Origin of the sequence: Halostella pelagica (assembly GCF_004762015.1) — an archaeon.
GTDB lineage: Archaea > Halobacteriota > Halobacteria > Halobacteriales > Natronoarchaeaceae > Halostella > Halostella pelagica.
The window spans coordinates 373,161-392,398 of record NZ_SJES01000003.1 but is presented as its reverse complement, the minus strand read 5'-3'; the positions used below and the strand labels follow the sequence as shown (position 1 = coordinate 392,398).

Below are 19,238 nucleotides of genomic sequence, written 5' to 3'. Positions count from 1 at the left end.
GCGTGTAGCAGCGCCCGCTCTCTATCCCGAGGGCACGACCGAGACGTGGGGACACTGACAATGGCACAGACACGATACACAGTCACGTACGTGTTCGACGGTCGCTCCCGGGCCGAGTACACTGACGCCGTCTCGCTCATCGAAGAGACCATCGGGCGCATGCAGCGCGAGGGGGTAGACATCGAGTTTCTCGGAGCGACGGCCGAGACCGACGCCGCGGACCAACTGGTCGAGGTAACCGCTCGCTATGCGGCACCGACCAAAGGGAGTATCGGCTGGCTGAACTGTCGCGCCCGTCTGCCGGCCAGCGGGCCGCCCCAGCGCGTCAGGACGGACAACGCCGAGACCGAGAAACAGGATGTCCCCGTCGCACGCGGCTAGCGTACTTTTTCGCTCCCGAACGGCAGGAACGTCCCGTTCGGCGTCCAGCGGGGCCTCTCCCATGCGGTATCGCTCTCTTCCTCGCTATCAGTTCGCTTGAAATCTGCCTCTAGATAGCACTAGACGCACTCGGACGCAGTGCGCGTGTCGTGACAGTTGAGACTGATCTCGCCCGCAAGTGGCGGGGGCTCTCGCTATCGAATATAGCGGGCTACGAGAGTGTTTCAGCCGAAACGCAGCCCCGGACGCCGCTATTCAGCGGTGTCGGTCGAACCCGACATCGGAGTGGCGCCGGCGATGATCGCACCCGTTGCGAGAAGTGCGGCGGACAGAACGACGAAATCCCCGCTAGGGGTGTATCCTGCCAACTCCGCACCCATTTGCACGATAAACACCGTAACGAAGAAACTGAGGATACCGAACACCAGCATGACGATTCCGGCGATGATACTACTGACCAACGCGCCGAACGAATCGAGAAGTCCCATTTGATACGTAACCTCTGGTAAATGAAGAAACACTACACATATATCGTTTGGGTACGGCCTGAGTCACACACTGGGGCGTAGTAATCGACAAATGACCGTAGCCCGTTCCGAGACTAGGAAACAGCATCTTTCCGCGGATCCAAATTTGTAAATTCATATGAAATAAACGGGCATATATGGATACAGGCGGGAACACAGATACCACCAGCAAAGCCGTTGGTCTCATCACGCTACTTATCGGTTTGATGCTCATTGCCAACCCGATAGTCGGATTTTCGCGAATTCTTCCGACAGGCGCGTTCCACCTGATATCCGGCCTCTTACTCGCCGGTAGCGGTATCTACTGGTACAGACAAATGTAGGTGATCACTCTGAGACAACTGGTTCGAACTGGTAGAGTGCTCGAATGAAAACATTGAGGGGTGTACTGATGAACTTACGCACGATGTCTTCGAGTCCCTCTCGGTCCCACGATACGCAGCAAACGTCTCGCCGCCGGCTGCTCGCCAGTGTCGGCACCGTTTCTGCGGTTTCGATAGCGGGATGTAACGGGATCGACCCGTTTGGCGGATCCGATGGCGACGGAGACTCGATAGAGGTACTCGTCGAAAACGATACCGACGACCTCGCACGGATAGCTGTTTACGTCACAGACAGGGACGGTGATTCCCTCTTCAGCCGAGTGTACGAACTCGAGCCACACTCCATCGACCAGTCTGGAGCAGTTGACGCTCGCCCGGCGACGGTGTCTGTCTTCACGCCGAACGGAACGTCTGCAACGTGGGAGTATTCGCCGGAGAACAGCCTGAACTGTGAGCGCACGGATATCGGTCTCACATTGACTCCGGAGCAGACAGTCGAGTCGTGGTCTGACTGTTGAGTGGCCTCCTTGAACTGGCGTTCAGTAGCATTATTCTATGTCCCCGCAGAGCATAGCGTCCGGGGTCACGTCTCGGTTCGAACGTTAAGCAAACTACACATTTTGTAAACCTCACTTAACATTCATATCCGCGGCGGATCAAGCTGATACTGTATAGTAGAGAACCCGCGACAAGCGTACGGTGCCCTCCTCGTAACGATAACAGCAGCGATCAGTGCCATAATTATCTTCTCAGGATTCATCGCTCCTGAGTTTATGATCCGAGGAAACACCTTCTGGGTCTATCTCGGTGCTGTAGTAATGATGATCGTCTGTGCGATTATCAGTTGGGCCACTAACTTGCCGAGAATCCTCTCTCGGGAGTTTGGGACGAACGGAGGCGACCACTGATGTGGCTGCCGGCGAAGTACAACCTCCTTCTGTTTATCGTGCCAGCGCTCGTTTATCCGATCGCTGGTTTACTCGTCGGTGAGCCGTTTACGGACCCAACGGCCGCGGATTTGGTCCTATTACCCGCTGTGATGGTACTCACCAGTAACATCGGGTATGCGTTCAAGTCACAATGCGAGAAGTCGGGAGTCGTTGACGAACGTGACACGCGGAATATTGACCTTGCACTAACCGTTACAGGGATGGTTCTTCTCGTCTCCATAACTGTTATCTACATTGGATACGCAGCGACAAGCGATATCGTTCCGACGGAAATGGATTACCTTGCAACGGCGGGCGTCGTAACGATATTTCTCGTATTAGGGGGGACGGAAGCGTATCAACGCCTGTAGAGTATATGGATAACAACCTTCGGGTCGAGCGTGCAAAAGCGGAGATCACGCAACAGGAACTCGCAGACGCAGTCGGCGTGAGCCGCCAGACGATCTATGCGATAGAGAAATCAAAATACGACCCGTCGCTCGAACTGGCATTTAAGCTCGCTACATATTTCGACTGCTCGATAGAAGATCTATTCGAACCGGACCTCGATTAGTGCAGCCACAGAATTCAGGCTCTCAGACGTCCGTGACCTGGATAAACGCTTTCTGTAGCATTTCTATCTCCACCGGAGAGGTTGCCAACCGCCCTCGCGCTCTTTCTACTACGACCCGCGTTACCGCTGCTCGCGCTGCTCGACCTTGTTCAGGTATCTGAAATCCATAACGTGACCTGTGGAACAAACCCCACGTCGGTGAGTTCAGACTATCGAAAACAGTCGATATAGGCGCTTTCACGTCTCCACATATAAATGAGACCGCGCCGCTGGTGGTGAAGACTGTCGAAGCCTGGGGTCGAGAAGACATTGCTGTGGTACTGACGAACATACGGTGCCCCCGATGCGACGTTCTCAACACCTCCGGACGCTTGGGATACGTTTATTGACGTACCAAGTTTATCGTTACCATGGAACACACCCGATTCACTCCCGATCTCGAACTGGACGGGCTCCCCCCGGACGAGGCTTTCGGCATTCTAGGGAACGAAATACGGTTAGACATCATTCGCGTACTCTGGCGGGCGGGTGCCGCCTACGAATACGACGACGGCTCTGACGCCGTCGAGACGGTGTCGTATTCTGAGTTACAGTCCGAGATTGATATCGACGACAACGGGAAGTTCAACTACCATCTCTCGAAACTCGCTCCGCATTTCGTCCGACGAACTGACGACGGATACCGACTGAGCAGTGCGGGCAAACAGATCGCCAGAACGGTGATCGCCGTTTCCGGAGCAGAGAGCCTCGACTTCTCCCGAGAACTCGACGAGAGTTGCCCGTTATGCGGGGCAGCCGTTGTGGTCACCTACGAGGATCAATGGCTTCGAGTTCGCTGTACCGAATGCTACGGTTTGTTCGGCGATCAGGCGCCAGTCGGGACGCTTTTTCTCACGAATTACCCGGCAGCAGGACTAACGAATCGCGACTCTGAGCAAGCGCTCGCAGCGGGACTCTATCGGTGTGCGCTCGACATAACCTATCTGATGTATGGCATCTGTCGTGAGTGTGCAGGACGGATCTCGTCGTCGGTGACGACCTGTGACGTGCACGAAGTAGAGAACGGCCAGCCCTGCGACGCCTGTGGAACGGCATTCCCGATTTGGGCAGATATGAAGTGTGATACCTGTGGGTTCGCCAAGCGGTTGCCTGTCGAGATGTTCGCGACTGGTCTCGTCTTGGCGACCGAACTGACCGGCAACCCCGAGTTGGATATCCACTCCCCGACGATTAACGAGGCCATCGAACTGCTTCAGAACAGCGTCGAGACATCAGTCTCGACTAAACCCCTCCGCGTATCGCTTTCTATCGTGGTGGAGACGACGATGTTCGCACTCACGTTGGACGACGAGATGAACATCGTCGAGTTCGATCGGGAGCCACGGACAGACACCGTCGTTTCGTGACTTCTCCCACGACTAAAGTCGCGGGCTTTCTCCTCGATCTCGTGTAATCCGGACAGTCTGACTCCATTAGAGAAATGTTTTTCTCCTAACACATATGTCGATGTCGGCGCTAGCACTACCTGCTGGTCTCGGAGCACGATCCGGCACCGTGCCGTCCACTACGTGGAGGTGCCGCAAGCCGGCATAAGCGGCGGAACGGACGATACAGGGTGACGAACACCATGACAAGCAAACCGACGCCGAACAGCGAGGGTGTACCATGAGGGAAACTCCATGAAAGCAGTAGACCGCCGCAAACAGGATCGCGTCCTCGATTGGGGTGAGTTCCCTGGCCGCTGGGAGATCACACGTTCGACGGCAGACACGGACGGCGAACTGTTGGAAATGCGATTCGAGATCGAAGATGTCCCCGATGAAGGCCCATTCGTCCACACGCATCCACACGCAGAGGAGCGCTACGAAGTGGTTTCTGGTGTGCTGGAAGTGTACGTAGACGGGGAATGGATGGAGGTAACGGCTGGTGAGGAACACACCGTCCCTCCAGGGACGCCGCATACGTTCAGGAACGCGACCCCCGTCGAACTCATAAACGTACACGAGCCCGCGCTACAGCACGAGGCGTTCTTCCGGCGGTTTCATCGGCTCGTCACGGAGCGAGGAGTCTCGTTACCTCCGGAGGGGGTCAACGACATCCTGCTGATAGCGATGCTGACGACGGAGCACGAGGAGGACATCTCCGCGGTGAGCCCGCCGCATTGGGCCTTCAAAATCCTGGCTGTCCTCGGAGGTGTGTTGGGATACCAACTGCCAGACTACCCCGACATCGGCGATGAACCCAGTGACTTCCAGTAACACGATTCGAACCGACAATGACACGGTCATCAGATCATCGAATGGAGAAACCAGACGCGTCGAACAGCCGATCGAACTGCAAACGCAGGAGCGTCCTCAAAGCGACTGGACTCGGCGCGGCGCTTCCAGTATTCGGAGGGGTTGCCACAGCAAGCGGGAACCCCTCTGAATCACAGGGCGAGTCCGATAATGCCGATCCACCGAGTATCCACTCTCACTTCGGCTATTCAGGAACGAGTGACGACGAAATTCCGAACCGATTAGAGCCGGACGAGACCGTCGAACTCCACGTCGACGAGGACAAAATCGACGATACGAATCTTCCGGCCCTAACGGCCGAGTTCGGTGCGTTCCACTTCGCCCCCGTGGGACTTCATCTGGAGCCAGGGGCGATCGTCGAATTCGACTTCTGTACGCCGGAACACACGGCGACGGCGTACCATCCGGGTCAAGAACGTCAGTAACGCGTCCCCGACGGCGTTCCGGCGTTCTCATCGACGGTCAACGAGCATCATGGATTCTGGCTCTATCGCTTCGAGGAAGAAGGCGTGTATGACCTGTTCTGTGCCCCGCATGAATGGGGTGGGATGGGCATGCGAATCGTCGTCGGGGACGATCCTGGCGATGTCGTGCGAGCTCCTGGCCGTCCACCGCTTCCGATGACCAGTGCACTCCTCGGGACAGGACTAGACGGGGACATCGGTCATCCAGGCATGGAGCCGCAGAACATCATCGACAACGGGCCAATCTCTGCGCACGACTTGGGTATCGAGCTCGAGGTAACGATATCGGCACCAAGTCCAACCTGATATCTCACCTATTTCGACTTCTCCGGGCTGTGAACGAGTAGAAATGAGTGAGGGATACAGTTCCCATATGCTGTACGCGACGCCTCTCCGCTGAAAGATTTCTATGTTATTGATCGACAGACGAAAAGACCAATTACCGAAAGAACCAGTAGACAGAACGGCAATAGAGGCCTTGGAAACGCTATTTTCGGCTACCGACTCTCTCGCTGCTCTACTTTGTTCAGTTCGATGAGCAGGCGGTAGATGGCGCGCACTATATTCGAGTCCACCTCGAACTGTTCCGCGTTCTCCACGGCTCGTTTTATCACCGCCTCTTCCTGGGCCTCGTCCGTGGTCGGCAGGTCCCCCTGCTCTTTGACCTCCGCGATAGTGTCTGCGACGTAGGTCCGTCGCGCGATGAGTTCGACCAACTCTCGGTCGATGCTCTCTATCTCCTCGCGGAGTTCGTCGAGGCTTATCTCGTCCGTGCGCCGTCTGTCTGTGTCGTCGTTAGCCATGTGGTTCCTGGTCGTGTCTCCCATGTTTTTCGTAGTTCCTCTAAGGTTTCGCGGTCGCCGACCGCAGTGAAACTGGGGCCGGTTCCGGATATCGAAACGCCGGTGACGTCGGGTAGCGCCTCCAGTAACGGGTCAGTGGGAGCGCCGAGCGCCGCGGCGAAGGCGAAGCCGTTGACCGTCATTGCCCGGCCGTACTCGCCGTCGAGTGCGAGATCGGCGACGAGTTCCGCGACCGGCGCGATCCGCCGGCACCGCTCTACGTCCGCGTCCGCCGAAAACGACTGCTCCGGCGGAGTCCACACGAGCACGTCCCACGTCACCTCGTCGCGGGCGAGTAGTTCGTCGCGCTCGTTGTCGGTGACAGTGACGCCGCCGAGCATGCTGGCGCTGGCGTCGTCGAACGCGCCGGTGACCGTGACGCCGACGTCGCGGGCAGCCTCTACGCCGAGCAGGCAGGCCGACTTCCGGTCGACGGTGTCGACGCCGAGCGCGTCGAGCGTCGCGAGCACCGTCGCGTTCGCGGCCGCGCTGGAGCTCTTCAGACCGGACGCCATCGGCACCTCGCTCTCAGTCCGGACCGTCCCGCCCTGTCCGTCGCCGAACTCCGCGGCGACGAGTTCGACGCAGCGTTCGATCAGGCTGGTGTCGGCGTCGGGCGCGCCGGCTATCTCGCCGTCGACGCCGCGGCGTCCGTCGAGGGTGACTTCGGCGGCGGTGTACTCGTCGATGGCGAACGCCGACCCAGTACCGCAGGCTAGCGCGTTCAACACCGTCCCGGCCGCCGGAGCGCGTGCCCGCCCGTCCATACCCAAGGAAATCAGATCACGCACTTACCGCTGGCGGTCCCCGCGGATATAGCCGGGTCGTCTCTGCCACCGCGACCGCCTGCGTGAGAACGGGTCGCTTTTGAGCGTGCCGCGGGAAGGGACGTGTATGAGCGCCCGCAACAACGTCTCGCCGTCGACGCTCGGCGTCGAACTCGCGGAGGAAGGCGTCTACGTCGAATATATCGACGGCAGGGAGGTTCTCTACCACGGCGTCCCGGAGAAAGTCGAGGAGTCGGTTCGAACGCCGCCCGGCAAACAGGTGCAGGTGCTCGTGACGGACCCGAGCGAAACGGAGGGGGTCATGATGTACGTCAACGACCGGAACACCCACGACGACATCCTCGAAACGACCGGCGTCGGCCGGATCTTCGTCGAGGACGAGGAGGAACTGTTCCCCGGCGTCGTCGCCAGAATGGACGGCCACTCTATCATCATCGAGGCCGACCCGGAGGTCGCCCGCGGACGGGTGTTCGTCTTCGCCGAGGACGAACTGAGCGAGCACTCGTACGAGATCGCCTGACGGTCGGAGCCGACGAACGGCGTTCGTCGCCGAGCGCCGAAATCTTTTCCCGCGGTACGGCCGTCAGAGACGGAGTAGATGCCTCTCGCAAAGCAGTGGCGGACGCTGAACCGCCGGACGGTCGGGAACGCGCCGGAGCGCTACGGCGTGTACGAACTGGGCGACGACGACGGCAACGTGGTCGAAGTCGGCGCGGGCGTCCTGCGGGACGAACTGAAGACGGCGCTTTCCTACGGGTCGGGAACGAACGTCAGATGGACAGAAACGAACACGAACGAGCGCGCCGAGGAACTCGCCGCCGACCACCGCGAGCGGCTATGAGCCGGTCCGGGCGCGTGCGACTGCCTGTCGTTCGCTACGCATCCGACGAGTCTGTCTGAACCTCCGCTCACTGGATGTACGACGGTTCCTCGGCGTCGCAGTTCTCCTCGTGCTGGCGAGCGTCGTTCTGGTCATCGAACAGCAAGCCGCACCCCTCACACTCGAACCAGGTCACGTCGTCCCGTTCCGTTTGTACGACCATGTGTTACCGTGGAACGGCCGGCGACATATGCGTTTCTCCGGTCGAGAGCGAGCCACGCCCGCGGCCGGCCTGCACACAGCGGCAAACGCTACAATGAAGGCTGTCGGTCCGCTATCGAGTCGCATGAGCTCGAAGGGACCCGCTGCCGTCGAACTCACGGTACGCGGTGCCGAGAAGCGCGACGCGGGCCGCGGCGTCGCGCGCATTCCGGAAGCCGCGCGTCGAAACCTCGGCGTCCTGTCCGGCGACACCGTCGTCGTCAGCGGCGACCGAACGACCGTCACCAAGGTGTGGCCCGCGGACGGCGATGTCCCGCCGGACGCTATTCTCGTCGACGCGGACACGCGGACGAACGCGGGGGTCCAGATAGGCGACACCGTCACCGTCGCCAAGCAAGACGTCGAGGACGCGCAGTCGGTGACGGTCGCACCGCCGCCGTCGCTCGCGAACGTCGACGCGACCGTCGTCGAGCGAGCGGTAACCCGCGACCTCCACGACCGCCCCGTCAGCGAGGGCGAACAGATTCGCCTCGAACGCGTCGCCGACCCGCCGTTCCGGGTCGTCGCGACGGACCCGGACGGCCCCGTTCGCATCTCGTCGAACACGATGGTGCTCGTCGCACCGGACCCGTACGAACCGGACCGGACCGACGCCTCCGACCAGGGGAGCGTCGACGACGCCGTCGTCTCGTACGAGGACATCGGCGGGCTGGACGAGGAACTCGAACAGGTTCGAGAGATGATCGAGATCCCGCTGTCGGAGCCCGGCCTGTTCCACCAACTCGGCGTGGACCCGCCCAAGGGCGTTCTGTTGTACGGTCCGCCGGGGACCGGCAAGACGCTCATCGCCGAGGCCGTCTCCAACGAGGTTGACGCGGAGTTCGTCACCGTCCACGGCCCGGAGATCATGTCGAAGTACAAGGGAGAGAGCGAGGAGCGACTGCGCGACGCCTTCGACGAAGCGGCCGAGAACGCGCCCGCCGTCGTCTTCTTCGACGAGATAGACTCCATCGCCGGGACGCGGGGGGAAAGCGACGGTGCCGAGAACCGCGTCGTCGCGCAACTGCTTTCCCTGATGGACGGTCTGGATACGCACGAAGACGTGGTGGTGATCGGCGCGACGAACCGCGTCGACGCTATCGACCCGGCGCTCCGTCGCGGCGGGCGCTTCGACCGCGAGATCGAGATCGGCGTGCCGGACGAGGCCGGTCGTCGCGAGATCCTCGAAGTCCAGACCCGCGGGATGCCCCTCGCCGACGACGTGTCCGTCGACCGGATCGCCGCCCGCACGCACGGGTTCGTCGGCGCTGACCTGCACGCGCTGACGACGGAGGCGGCGATGCACGCCCTGCCGCGGTTCCGCGAGGCGGCGGACGACGAGGACCCGAAAGTGACGAAACGCGACTTCGACGCCGCGCTCGCGGCGGTCGAACCGTCCGCAATGCGGGAGTACGTCGCGGAGACGCCGGAGACCTCCTTCGACGACGTCGGTGGCCTCCAGAACGCGAAAGACACCCTCACCGAGGCCGTCGAGTGGCCGCTCTCCTACGACCGACTGTTCGACGTGACAAACACGGATCCGCCCTCCGGCGTCCTGCTGTACGGCCCGCCCGGCACCGGCAAGACGTTGCTCGCTCGGGCGCTGGCGGGAGAGACCGACGTGAACTTCGTGCACGTAAACGGCCCGGAGATAATCGACAAGTACGTCGGCGAGAGCGAGAAGGCCGTCCGCGAGGTGTTCGACCGCGCGCGCCAGTCCGCGCCGAGCATCGTCTTCTTCGACGAGATAGACGCCGTGACCGCGCGACGGGGCGAGGGCCACGAGGTGACCGAACGCGTCGTCTCGCAACTCTTGACGGAACTCGACGGCCTCGCGGAGAACCCGAACGTCGTCGTCCTCGCGGCGACGAACCGCATGGAAGCTATCGACCCCGCGATCCTTCGCCCCGGTCGGATCGACACGCACGTCGAGATACCGGAACCGGACACCGAGGCCCGCCGGAAGATCCTGGCGGTTCACACGCGCGGCAAACCCCTGGGCGACGACGTGGACTTAGACGCGCTGGCGGACGAACTGGCGGGCTACACCGGTGCGGACATCGAAGCCGTCGCGCGTGACGCCTCGATGCGGGCCATCCGCGAACTCGCGGACGATCTCGGCCCCGAAGCGGCAAACGAGCGCGCCGAGGAGGTCGTCATCACGGCCGAGCACTTCGACGAGGCGCGCGAGACGGTCGAACCGAGTACAGGCGTACAGTAGCACGTTCCGGGGCCGGTCTCGGATGGGTTCAGACTACGGGACCGCGGCGACGCGGTCACGGCCAGTAGATGTCCGTCGCGCGGTGTCGCTCGTTGTACGCCTCCACGCCCTCTCCGAGGAGGCCGGTCAGCGAGAAATCGTCGTACAGCGTCGAGTGCGTATAGTCGACGAACGTCGCTGGGATCACCAGGTCCCCCGACTCCCTGACGACGCTCGCGACGCCGGTGTAGACGTGCTTGTGGCGGTCGTCGACGACTTTCAGGCCGACGACGGGGCGGCGCTGACGCCGTGCGGGGACGGCGTGGAGCGCTTCGAGCGACCGGTTGACGAACTCCCAGCAGAACATCCCCGTGCCGTCGTCCGCCCGGATCGCATCGAAATCGGCCTCGGTCCGGAAATGTTGCCTGAGGTCTACGGTCCCGAAGAGGACGTTGTCTTCGACCGACCCGGCGAGATATCTCGGAACGTCGTACGAGGAGTACTCGCGGAACCCGTCGACGAGACCGTCGAGAACGGCTCGCGGGCGAGACGGGTCGGCGTCCGCGAACGATTCGACCGTTTCGGGGTCGGCGCCCGCGTAGTACGGGCCGCGAAGTGCGCCCGTCGTGACCGCGCGGGACTCGGCGTCGTCGACCCGCTCGAAAAAGGGCTCACGCGTCGAGAACACGTACTCGTACTCCCCACGTCGGAGAGCGGAGAGGTCCCGAACCAGTTCCTCGACGGGTCCGCCCCCAAAGCCCAGTCGCTCGTCCACTGCGGCCCCCTCGTCGGGGTCGCCCGGAAGCGACACCGTCGCGACTGCCTTGTCGTCGGCGTCGACGACGGCGAGCGCGTCCCCTCTAACCGCGGCCCGTTGGCCGTCCGGAAGCGGGGATTCGGCCAGCGAGGGGTCGAGTCGCTCGTCGGCGACGGCGGACAGGTTCTGGGTCGTGAGGTTTTCGCCGACGACCACGCCGTACCCGATCAGCACGTTGTCTACGGCTTTGCCCGCGCCGAGGGCCGCCGCGCCGCCGGCGAGTCCGAGGGCTCGCCTTCGGGTGACTTCGACGTCCCCGGCGCTGGCGCGGACCGACCCGTCGTCGTCCGCCGCCGGGTCTGTCGCCACATCCTCTACCGGGTCTGTCACCGCGTCAGCCGCCCCGTTCTCAGTCGCCGGGTCAGCCGCCCCGTTCTCTCTCGGCGGCGGCGTCTCCTCCCCCGTCACGCCGATCCGCTCTCCTCGCCGAACTCTTCGATGCTACCGGCGAGGGGCGTCTCGTCGTCCGTGTAGGCGATGACGCTCTCGCCGGCGGTCACCTTCTTGCCGCTCTCCACGGTGAGGTCGGCGCGATCGATGTCGGGCGGCAACAGTACGTCAGCGCGACTGCCGAAGGCGATGTGTCCGATTCGGTCGCCGCGGGTCAGTTCGTCGCCGGCCTCCACGTAGGGGTGGATACGGCGGGCGAACGCCCCCGCGATGAGCGTCACCTCCGCGTCCTCGAAGCGGATGTGGACCTTCTCGTTCCGGTCCGACTCCTTGGAGAACGCGGGGCGGTGCGCGCCGGGACTGTGTTCGACGCCGGTGACCGTCCCCCTGACCGGCGAGCGGTTGACGTGGACGTCCCAGACGTTCATGAACACGCCGACTCTGATGCGCTCGCCCTCCTCGCGGATCACCGAGACTTTCCCGTCTGCCGGCGAGACGACGCCGGCCGGCGGCGGCGTCCGCTCCGGGTCGCGGAAGAAGGCGACGACGCCGACGGCCAGAGCGACCAGGGCGGCGCTCAGGCCAAAACTAAAGATGAGTGCCGGTAAAGCGGCGAGCGCCGGGGGTATCGCGTAGCGCCACCCGCCCGGAGCGAGGTTCATACGAAAAGAGGCGGTGCGAAAGAGTATGTGCGTTACGGACGGCCCGAGTCGTCGCCGGACCGCCCCGACTGTCCGCCCCGCGTCTGGTTCGACTGCTGTCGGTGGGCGGGTCTCTGTCGGGTACTCCGCTGGTTGGCCTGACGGCCCGCCGCTCGGTTTCCGCCGTCGGCGTCCTTGTTGTGGTTTCCGGCGGCCGGACCCTGTTGGGGTTGCTGCGGGTTGTGCGGGGGCGTCTGCCGCCCCGCTGCCGGTCCGGGCGTCTCCGCTCGCCTGTACGCGATGTAGCCGCCGAGCGCGCCGAAGGCGAGCGGATAGACGAGTCCGGCGAATATCACCGCGGACTGGAGGTCCACACTGTACGCCACTTCGAGGGTCTGTTCCACCTCGCCGCCGTACTCCTCTTTGGTCTGGGTGTTCAGGTCGTTGTAGGCGAAGACGAGTGTTCCGAGGGTCGCCGTAACGAGGTAGCCGGCCGTGACGGTCGCGCCGGCTTTCGCCGCCTCGGTCTCGTCGCGTACGGCTACCGACGACGCCACCCAGTAGCCGGCCGCCGCGAGCAGCACCGGCGGGAGAACCATCATGTACGTCTCGACGTCGACGCCGAGCAGCAGGTCGAACTCCATCGTGTTGCTATCGCCGTCCTGTGAAATCGTGTACGCTAACGTCCCGTCGTGCTCGACGTTGTGCATCTCGTAGTACAGCCAGCTAACTGCGTCGGCGACTTCGGGCGGGTCGACCTCCCCTTCCGAGAACACCACATCGGCCTTCTCGCCGTTGAAATCGTACGTCATGACGCCGTCGTCCGGCGTCTTGCCCTCGATATCACCGGACTTGATCAGATACGTCAGTGCGTATCCGACGAGAAACGCACCGACGCCTGCCAACGCGCCTCGCTGTATCGGCAGCGCCCCCAGAACGCCGCTGTCTTCCGAACCCGCTCGTGACATATGATACACGTGTCGAATAACCTGTAAATAAGCGTTGGGATCGCCCGTTTCCCCGAGACCTCGCACCGCTAGGGGCGATCCGTGTCGGCTCTCGCTCAGTCCCAGAACGACTGCGTCCGGGCGTACTGTCGCTCTTGAGAGAGGATGTCTCGGTAGAACGCGTCCTCGTCGTCGCGGAGTTTGTTGATGATCCGGGCGGCGTTGTGGGGGCCGACTCCCCGCGCCGCAAGCGCGACCACGGCTCGCTTCCCGTGGGCCTGGACGAGACTCCCGGCGCGGTAGGCGCGCTCGGTCTGTTTCTCCTGTTCCTCGTCTTTCTCCGGGGTGCGAATCGCTTTCACAACCTCGTCCGCCCAGGGGTTCAGCGCGGCGATGCGGGTCGACCCGCACTCGGGACACTTCGGCTGGTCGCGGACCCGGCGAACCGGCTTCCGTCGCTCCCAGTCCTGACAGTGCAGGCAAAACAGGATTACGCGGTCGTCCTGAATGCGCTCACGGACGGTGTCGATGACGCTCGCGTCCGCGTTTTCCGGAGAGAGAAGCTCTCGGCCGCTGGATCGGCCGCCGGTTCCGACGGCGGTTCGGCCGCCGACCGAGACGACATCCACGTCGCCGGTCCGGACCGATTCGAGCACCTCGCCGGCACCGTCGACATCTAGTTCCTCGTGGAACACCTCGCGGACCGCCTCGTCGTAGACGGGCGTGTCTTCGAGTGCGGCGATCAGGCGGTTGCCGGAGATCCCGCCCGAGCCCTGCCAGCGCTTCAGCGTACCGAACTTCGCGGCCACCTGCGACAGCTTGAACTTCAGCGCGTCCGAGCGTTTGAGGCTCAACTCGATGATCGTGGCCACGTGGTCCGGCTCCGTCTCCTCTATCACCTCGACGATGTCCGGTCCCGTCACGCCGCCCGGAACGTCGAGTTCGATGCGATACGGGTCGACTTCGAGGCCGACAGACGACCCCGTCCGCTGGCCGACGAGCGACGAGAGTACGCGACCGAGCGTCTCGTTGACCTTGTGTCCGAACGCGGCGTTGACGACGACGGTTCGGCCCTGGTGTTCGACGACGATGCGGTCGTCGGTCGGCATCGGCGCGTCCGCCTCGACGTGCGTTTCGATCCGTTCGAGCGCGCTCGCCGCGGTTCGCTCGTCCGTCGGATACCGGCTCGCGAACTCGCGAGCCACGCCGTCGGCGTCAGCTCCCGCCCGGAACTGTGGTTCCGCCACGGCGCGCATCTCGCCGACTTCGCTCGCCACGCCGCGCGGAACGGGTATCTCCTGGCCGACCCACGACGGCACCTCGCCGGCGGGGTCCTCGATGGGGCTGACGGTCACCTCGCTCTCCTCGTCGTCTATCTCGGTGATCCGCCACATCTCGCCGCGCTGGATGAACACCTCGCCCGGTTCGGCGAAGTTGACGACGAACCGCTCGTCGAGCGTGCCGATCTGGCGGCCGCTGGCCACGTCTTCGACGGTGTAGGTTTCCTCGTCCGGGATCATCGAGAGGTTGGCGTACACGTACTGCCAGGTGCTTCCTGAGGACTCGACCCGGTCCGACTCCTCGTCGACCCAGACGATGCGGTTGCCCTTCAACTCGCGAAGCACCGCCTTGAACTCCGACTCCGTGAGGTCGCGGAACGGGTAGGCGCTCGTCACCGTCTCGTAAGCCTCCATCGCGCTCACGCCGTCCTCGCTGGCCATCACCATTCCCGGTATCTGGTTCGCGACGGTGTCTAAACTGCCGTCGTGGATGGCCGTCGCCTCGACCTCTCCCGCTTTCGCTCGACGGGCGATGGCCATCGCCTCGACGGTGTCGTCCGGATGCGTCGTGACGATGGTGCCCTCGGATAGCTGGTCCATCCGGTGGCCGGCCCGGCCGACGCGCTGTAGCAGGCGCGTGACCTGTCGGGGGCTGCCGTACTGTACCACGTGGTCGATGTGACCCACGTCGATGCCTAGCTCCATCGACGAGGTACAGAGGAGGGCGTCGAGCCGACCGTCCTTGAACCGGTCTTCCACGTCGATGCGGGCGTCTTTCGACAGCGACCCGTGATGGACGCCGATAGGCAGATCGAGTTCCTTGAACCGCGATCCGAGCGCCTCCGCCGTCTGGCGCGTGTTGACGAAGATAAGCGTCGACTCCTTCTCCGCGACGATGTCGCGGATCGCCCGGACGTGACTCGCTATCTCCTCGTCGGTCAGTAGCTCCCCGGCGAGGGCCTCGTCTTCCTCCGTGACTGTCGGTTCTCGGACCGTGACGCTGACCTTGCTGCCGACGTCGACCGTCCGGATCGCACAGCCGCGACCGCCGGTGAGAAAGCGGCCTACTTCGGCCGGGTCGCCGACCGTCGCGGAGAGGCCGATCCGCTGGAACGGACCGGCCAGATTGCGGAGGCGTTCCATCCCGATGGTCAACTGCGCTCCCCGTTTCGACGCGGCGAGTTCGTGGACCTCGTCGATCACGACGTGTTCGACGTCAGCTAGCGCTTTCCGTAGCTTCGACCCGGTGAACATCGCCTGCAGCGTCTCCGGCGTCGTCACGAGTACGTCCGGCGGGTCGTCCGCTTGCTTTCCCCGCTGGTAGTCCGACGTGTCGCCGTGCCTGACGTCGATCTCGATGCCTAACTCCTCGCCCCACCAGTCCAGGCGTTCGCGCATGTCCCGGTTCAGCGCCCGCAGTGGCGTCACGTACAGCGCGGAGATGCCGAACCGCGGGTCAGCCCGCGAGATCGCGTCGAACACCGGAAGCATGGCCGTCTCGGTCTTGCCAGTGCCGGTGGGCGCGACGACCAGCGTGTCGTTGCCCGCTGCCAGCGGCGGGATCGCACGCTTCTGGGGTTCCGTCGGCGTGTGAAATCCTCGTTCTGAAAGGGCGGCCCGAACCTCGTCGCTAAGGCGGGTGAAAGCCGCAGAATCGGGCGCGGCCCGACTATCGCTCATCTATCCGAGCTAGCGGTTCGACCGGATTAAGGGCATCGTCCGCTGGAGACAGCCGCCGCTTCTCACTTTCTGACGCGAATAAGAAAGGTAGTGTGCCCGTCGCGTTTCCCGCGGTCACTCCGCTTCGGCCATTCTGCCGACTTCCAGTTCCTCCTGCTCGTCCAGATACTGCTCTTCCCACTCGCGGCGGGCCTCTATCTCCCGTTCGCCTCGCTGCGTCAGCGCGTAGTAGTTCGTTCGCCGGTCGAGTTCGCCCTTGTCAACGAGGCCCTTATCCACCAGCGTGTCCAGATTCGGGTACAGTCGCCCGTGATGAATTTCGGTCTCGTAATAGGCTTCTAATTCGTCTTTGATTGCCAATCCGTGTGGGTCGTCTTCCCCAGCGATCACGTACAGCAGATCTCGCTGGAATCCGGTAAGATCGTACATTGTATTCCCCTTCTGCCCCCCCTACGAAGGCATATGTCTCTACAATGGTAATGGGGGTAAAGGCTTCACCAAAATGATTTGGTGGAGCGTCAGACATTGATCTGAGGTCTGGTATTCGCAGTATGTAGCGGGGTTCGGCGTCCTTTCAGAAGGTCAGACGCGTGAGAGACGGCAGTAGTAAGACGACAGCCCACCGCTCACACGGTTCGGTACGCTCCGAGGCGCGTCCCGTCGAGGAGATACGCCTGCCCGTCTGCGAGGCCGGCCGGCAGAAACGGGGAGAGGAACTGCTGGCCGGACACGTTCACCCAAGTCCCTCCAGAGAGCCCGTTAAACGCGGGAAAAACGACCAGTTCGGGGTCGTTCCAGTCGAGGTTCGAGCGACTGTCGGCGAACGCCTCCCGCTTTAGCGGCCCGCGGAGCCAGACCTGCTCGACCCGGGTCCCGCCGACCTCGTCTTCGAGGCGAACGCACAGGTGTTCGTGCCCGACGCAGACGACGTCCGCCGAGAGCACGTCCGCCGACGGCCAGGTGTGTCCGTGGGCGAACCCCACGCGTCCGAGGCGAACGCCGTGACCGGGCGTCACGGACACGTCGCGGACCCACGACTCCACGTCGCCGTCGTGGTTCCCCTTGACGAGCGTCACGGGCAGGTCACCGGGGAGCGACTCGATCAACACCTCCACTTCGCCGCGCTCGGCCCCGCCCGGGTCTCCGATGGAGTGCATCAGGTCGCCGAGAAAGACGATCCTGTCGGGATCCGTCTCGACTACCAGCGACCGCAGTCGGTCCCGGCGCTCCTCGGCGCGGCTATCCACGTCGACGCCTTTCTCGTACCGGAGACCGTCCTCGATACCGGCGTGGTAGTCGGCGACCACCAGCGCGCGCTCGTCGCCGAGGTCCGCGACGGCGGCGGGCGCGTCCGGAACCGGTTCGACCAGCGCCATCAGATGGGCTTGAGCGTGTCGTCGCCGGACTCGTAACACTGCCCGCCCATGAGCGCGTCCTCGATGGCGTCCTCCACGTCGGCAGGGTCGGCCCCCGTCCCGTCGACGACGCCCGCGACGATCTCTTCCCGCGGCGCGCCGTCGCCCTCGTCGAGTTGCTCCATCACGTCCATGACGGTCTCGCCGAGTTCAGCGTCTTCGTCAACGTCGACTTCGCCGCCGGAGTCGGCCGCTTCATCTTCGCCTTCGGTCGCTTCGTCATCGACTTCGGCCGCTTCGCCGCCACCGGCCTCAGCCGCGGCCTCCGCGAGATCGTCGTCAGGGAGTTCGTCGCTGGTCCCCTCCAGCGCGTCGGCCTGCTCGCCTGGCTCACTATCTCGTGGCTCCTCGGCGTCTCCGTTCGTCTCGTCCGCGGCGGGTTGTGCCTCGCTTCCCACGTCGATGTCGGCCTCGCCCGGTTCCCCTACTTCGGTTCCAGTCGAGAAGTCGGTCCCGTACTCCTCCTCGATCTGTTCGCGTTCCTCCTCGTCGAACTCGTACATCTCGTCGCCGGCACCGCCGGTTCCGCGCTCTTCGACCTCGTCGGCTTCGGGTTCGAACTCCTCGTCGGTGACGGTCTCCTGTCCGGGTTCGACGTCATCGGTGTCGTCCCAGTCTCCCAGCGCCTCGCTGGCGTCCTCGGAGTCCTCGACCGTCGTCTCGGCGTCGCGGGCGGTCTCCGCGTCGGCGACCGTCCCGCCGTCGACGCCGGATTCCGCGGCGGCCGGTTCCTCCTCATCAGTCGACCCCGCCGGTTCCTCCTCGTCAGTCGGCTCCGCCAGTTCTTCCTCACCGGCGGATTCCGCTGACTCTCCCTCACTAGCCGGTTCGGCGGGCGCTTCGTCTGTCGGCTCTCCGCTCTCGGCAGCCGTTTCGGCCGGCTCAACCGCTTCGTCATCGACCTGCGAGACGGTGAACTCGACCGTAGCCTCGTCGCCGCCCTCGCCCGGCGCGAGCGAGAGCGGTCCGACCTCGTCGGCGTCTATCTCGCCCGCAACGACGCGCGTCGCGTCGACGGCGACGTCCCATAGCTCGCCGAGGTACTCGCGGGTGGTTCCGTAGTGGTCGAGCGCGATGGGGATGCCCTGGGCCAGCGCGGGGTCGACGCCGCGGGCAAGCAGGGCGTCCTCCAGGTCGTCGCCCGTCTCGTCGAGGTCCAGCGCGTCCGCGAACGTCCCCAGGCGTTCGAGCGTCCGCTCGGCGGTGGCGACCGCCCAGCGGTCCCGCGTCTCGTCGTCGACGCGGTTGATGCTCTCCGGCCGGATCGAGGTGAACACTCTGTCCGAATCGTCCGGCTGGAACGCGTTCGCCTTACCTGTCACCGCGACAAAGGCAGGGGGGTCCATCCGCTCTAACGCGGCCATCTCGTCGGGCTGGTACTGCCCGGCGTACACGACGAACGCGCCCGTCGGGTCGACGACTCGGGCGCGGAGCACGTCCTCGTTGACCTGCTCTATCTCAGTCAGGACGCCCACCGCGAACAGGCGGTTGACGCGAGCGCCCGTCGGGGTCACCACGTAGTTCGGGGCTCGCTCCTCGTCGCTCTCGGAGAACTCCAGGTCGGCGTCGTCGTACTCCGCGGCGAACAGGCGGTACGCGACCTCGCGCGTGCCCGGCCCGCCGTCGTCGGATTCGCTCATGCGACCACCTCCGGAGTGACAC

The 19,238-nt window shown here is 63.6% G+C and carries 22 protein-coding genes; 11 read left to right on the top strand and 11 right to left on the bottom strand.

Annotated elements, in window-relative coordinates; genetic code table 11:
- Positions 1-60: 60 nt before the first annotated feature.
- Complete coding sequence (locus tag EYW42_RS10115) at positions 61-381, top strand: hypothetical protein (protein ID WP_135535139.1); 321 nt, start codon at positions 61-63, stop codon at positions 379-381.
- A 251-nt stretch (positions 382-632) separates the two neighbouring features.
- Here the strand turns inward: EYW42_RS10115 and EYW42_RS10110 are convergent, their stop codons facing one another.
- Complete coding sequence (locus EYW42_RS10110; protein ID WP_135535138.1) at positions 633-869, bottom strand: hypothetical protein; 237 nt, start codon at positions 867-869, stop codon at positions 633-635.
- 445 nt (positions 870-1,314) lie between these two features.
- On the opposite strand from EYW42_RS10110, the gene EYW42_RS10105 reads away from it, so the two are divergent.
- The 7 genes from EYW42_RS10105 (at position 1,315) to EYW42_RS10075 (ending at position 5,456) form a co-directional block, all read left to right on the top strand.
- Positions 1,315-1,749: a hypothetical protein gene (locus EYW42_RS10105; RefSeq protein WP_161972934.1), complete on the top strand. Its 435-nt coding sequence runs from the start codon at positions 1,315-1,317 to the stop codon at positions 1,747-1,749.
- Between the two features lie 153 nt (positions 1,750-1,902).
- Positions 1,903-2,139: a hypothetical protein gene (locus EYW42_RS20535; protein ID WP_135535269.1), complete on the top strand. Its 237-nt coding sequence runs from the start codon at positions 1,903-1,905 to the stop codon at positions 2,137-2,139.
- Positions 2,139-2,531, top strand: a complete 393-nt coding sequence (locus tag EYW42_RS10095) for a hypothetical protein (protein ID WP_135535136.1) — start codon at positions 2,139-2,141, stop codon at positions 2,529-2,531. The genes EYW42_RS20535 and EYW42_RS10095 overlap by 1 nt, the downstream gene beginning before the upstream one ends.
- A 5-nt stretch (positions 2,532-2,536) precedes the next feature.
- Positions 2,537-2,734, top strand: coding sequence for a helix-turn-helix transcriptional regulator (locus EYW42_RS10090; RefSeq protein WP_135535135.1), 198 nt, complete (start codon positions 2,537-2,539; stop codon positions 2,732-2,734).
- Between the two features lie 410 nt (positions 2,735-3,144).
- Complete coding sequence (locus EYW42_RS10085; protein WP_135535134.1) at positions 3,145-4,140, top strand: DUF7351 domain-containing protein; 996 nt, start codon at positions 3,145-3,147, stop codon at positions 4,138-4,140.
- Between the two features lie 273 nt (positions 4,141-4,413).
- Positions 4,414-4,992 (top strand): cupin domain-containing protein, encoded by a 579-nt coding sequence (locus EYW42_RS10080; protein WP_202613865.1) that lies wholly within the window; start codon positions 4,414-4,416, stop codon positions 4,990-4,992.
- A gap of 41 nt (positions 4,993-5,033) precedes the next feature.
- Complete coding sequence (locus tag EYW42_RS10075) at positions 5,034-5,456, top strand: hypothetical protein (protein WP_135535133.1); 423 nt, start codon at positions 5,034-5,036, stop codon at positions 5,454-5,456.
- Between the two features lie 536 nt (positions 5,457-5,992).
- On the opposite strand, the gene EYW42_RS10070 is transcribed toward EYW42_RS10075, so the two are convergent.
- Both EYW42_RS10070 and EYW42_RS10065 read right to left on the bottom strand, forming a co-directional pair.
- Complete coding sequence (locus tag EYW42_RS10070; RefSeq protein WP_135535132.1) at positions 5,993-6,298, bottom strand: chorismate mutase; 306 nt, start codon at positions 6,296-6,298, stop codon at positions 5,993-5,995.
- On the bottom strand, positions 6,256-7,104 hold the full coding sequence (locus EYW42_RS10065; RefSeq protein ID WP_135535131.1) for a shikimate kinase: 849 nt from the start codon (positions 7,102-7,104) through the stop codon (positions 6,256-6,258). Before EYW42_RS10065 ends, EYW42_RS10070 begins: the two co-directional genes overlap by 43 nt.
- A gap of 127 nt (positions 7,105-7,231) precedes the next feature.
- On the opposite strand from EYW42_RS10065, the gene EYW42_RS10060 reads away from it, so the two are divergent.
- Positions 7,232-7,645, top strand: a complete 414-nt coding sequence (locus EYW42_RS10060; protein ID WP_135535130.1) for a DUF5796 family protein — start codon at positions 7,232-7,234, stop codon at positions 7,643-7,645.
- A 78-nt stretch (positions 7,646-7,723) separates the two neighbouring features.
- Positions 7,724-7,966 (top strand): DUF7508 domain-containing protein, encoded by a 243-nt coding sequence (locus tag EYW42_RS10055; RefSeq protein WP_135535129.1) that lies wholly within the window; start codon positions 7,724-7,726, stop codon positions 7,964-7,966.
- A gap of 67 nt (positions 7,967-8,033) precedes the next feature.
- On the opposite strand, the gene EYW42_RS20335 is transcribed toward EYW42_RS10055, so the two are convergent.
- Positions 8,034-8,168, bottom strand: a complete 135-nt coding sequence (locus EYW42_RS20335) for a DUF7128 family protein (protein WP_259371288.1) — start codon at positions 8,166-8,168, stop codon at positions 8,034-8,036.
- 123 nt (positions 8,169-8,291) lie between these two features.
- Between EYW42_RS20335 and EYW42_RS10050 the strand changes: the two genes are divergently transcribed.
- On the top strand, positions 8,292-10,427 hold the full coding sequence (locus tag EYW42_RS10050) for a CDC48 family AAA ATPase (RefSeq protein ID WP_135535128.1): 2,136 nt from the start codon (positions 8,292-8,294) through the stop codon (positions 10,425-10,427).
- Between the two features lie 55 nt (positions 10,428-10,482).
- Here EYW42_RS10050 and EYW42_RS10045 read toward each other — a convergent pair whose 3' ends face one another.
- The 7 genes from EYW42_RS10045 to EYW42_RS10015 all read right to left on the bottom strand — a co-directional run bounded on the left by EYW42_RS10045 (position 10,483) and on the right by EYW42_RS10015 (position 19,216).
- On the bottom strand, positions 10,483-11,631 hold the full coding sequence (locus tag EYW42_RS10045; RefSeq protein ID WP_135535127.1) for a hypothetical protein: 1,149 nt from the start codon (positions 11,629-11,631) through the stop codon (positions 10,483-10,485).
- The gene (locus EYW42_RS10040) at positions 11,628-12,275 is read right to left on the bottom strand and encodes a protein sorting system archaetidylserine decarboxylase (protein ID WP_135535126.1); all 648 of its coding nucleotides are present in this window, start codon (positions 12,273-12,275) and stop codon (positions 11,628-11,630) included. Before EYW42_RS10040 ends, EYW42_RS10045 begins: the two co-directional genes overlap by 4 nt.
- Positions 12,276-12,307: 32 nt before the next feature.
- Positions 12,308-13,222: a hypothetical protein gene (locus EYW42_RS10035; RefSeq protein WP_135535125.1), complete on the bottom strand. Its 915-nt coding sequence runs from the start codon at positions 13,220-13,222 to the stop codon at positions 12,308-12,310.
- 95 nt (positions 13,223-13,317) lie between these two features.
- Complete coding sequence (locus EYW42_RS10030) at positions 13,318-16,161, bottom strand: DEAD/DEAH box helicase (protein WP_135535124.1); 2,844 nt, start codon at positions 16,159-16,161, stop codon at positions 13,318-13,320.
- 114 nt (positions 16,162-16,275) lie between these two features.
- On the bottom strand, positions 16,276-16,590 hold the full coding sequence (locus tag EYW42_RS10025) for a PadR family transcriptional regulator (protein ID WP_135535123.1): 315 nt from the start codon (positions 16,588-16,590) through the stop codon (positions 16,276-16,278).
- A gap of 197 nt (positions 16,591-16,787) precedes the next feature.
- Positions 16,788-17,537, bottom strand: coding sequence for a metallophosphoesterase (locus tag EYW42_RS10020; protein ID WP_135535122.1), 750 nt, complete (start codon positions 17,535-17,537; stop codon positions 16,788-16,790).
- Positions 17,537-19,216, bottom strand: a complete 1,680-nt coding sequence (locus EYW42_RS10015; protein ID WP_135535121.1) for a hypothetical protein — start codon at positions 19,214-19,216, stop codon at positions 17,537-17,539. The genes EYW42_RS10020 and EYW42_RS10015 overlap by 1 nt, the downstream gene beginning before the upstream one ends.
- Positions 19,217-19,238 lie beyond the last annotated feature (22 nt).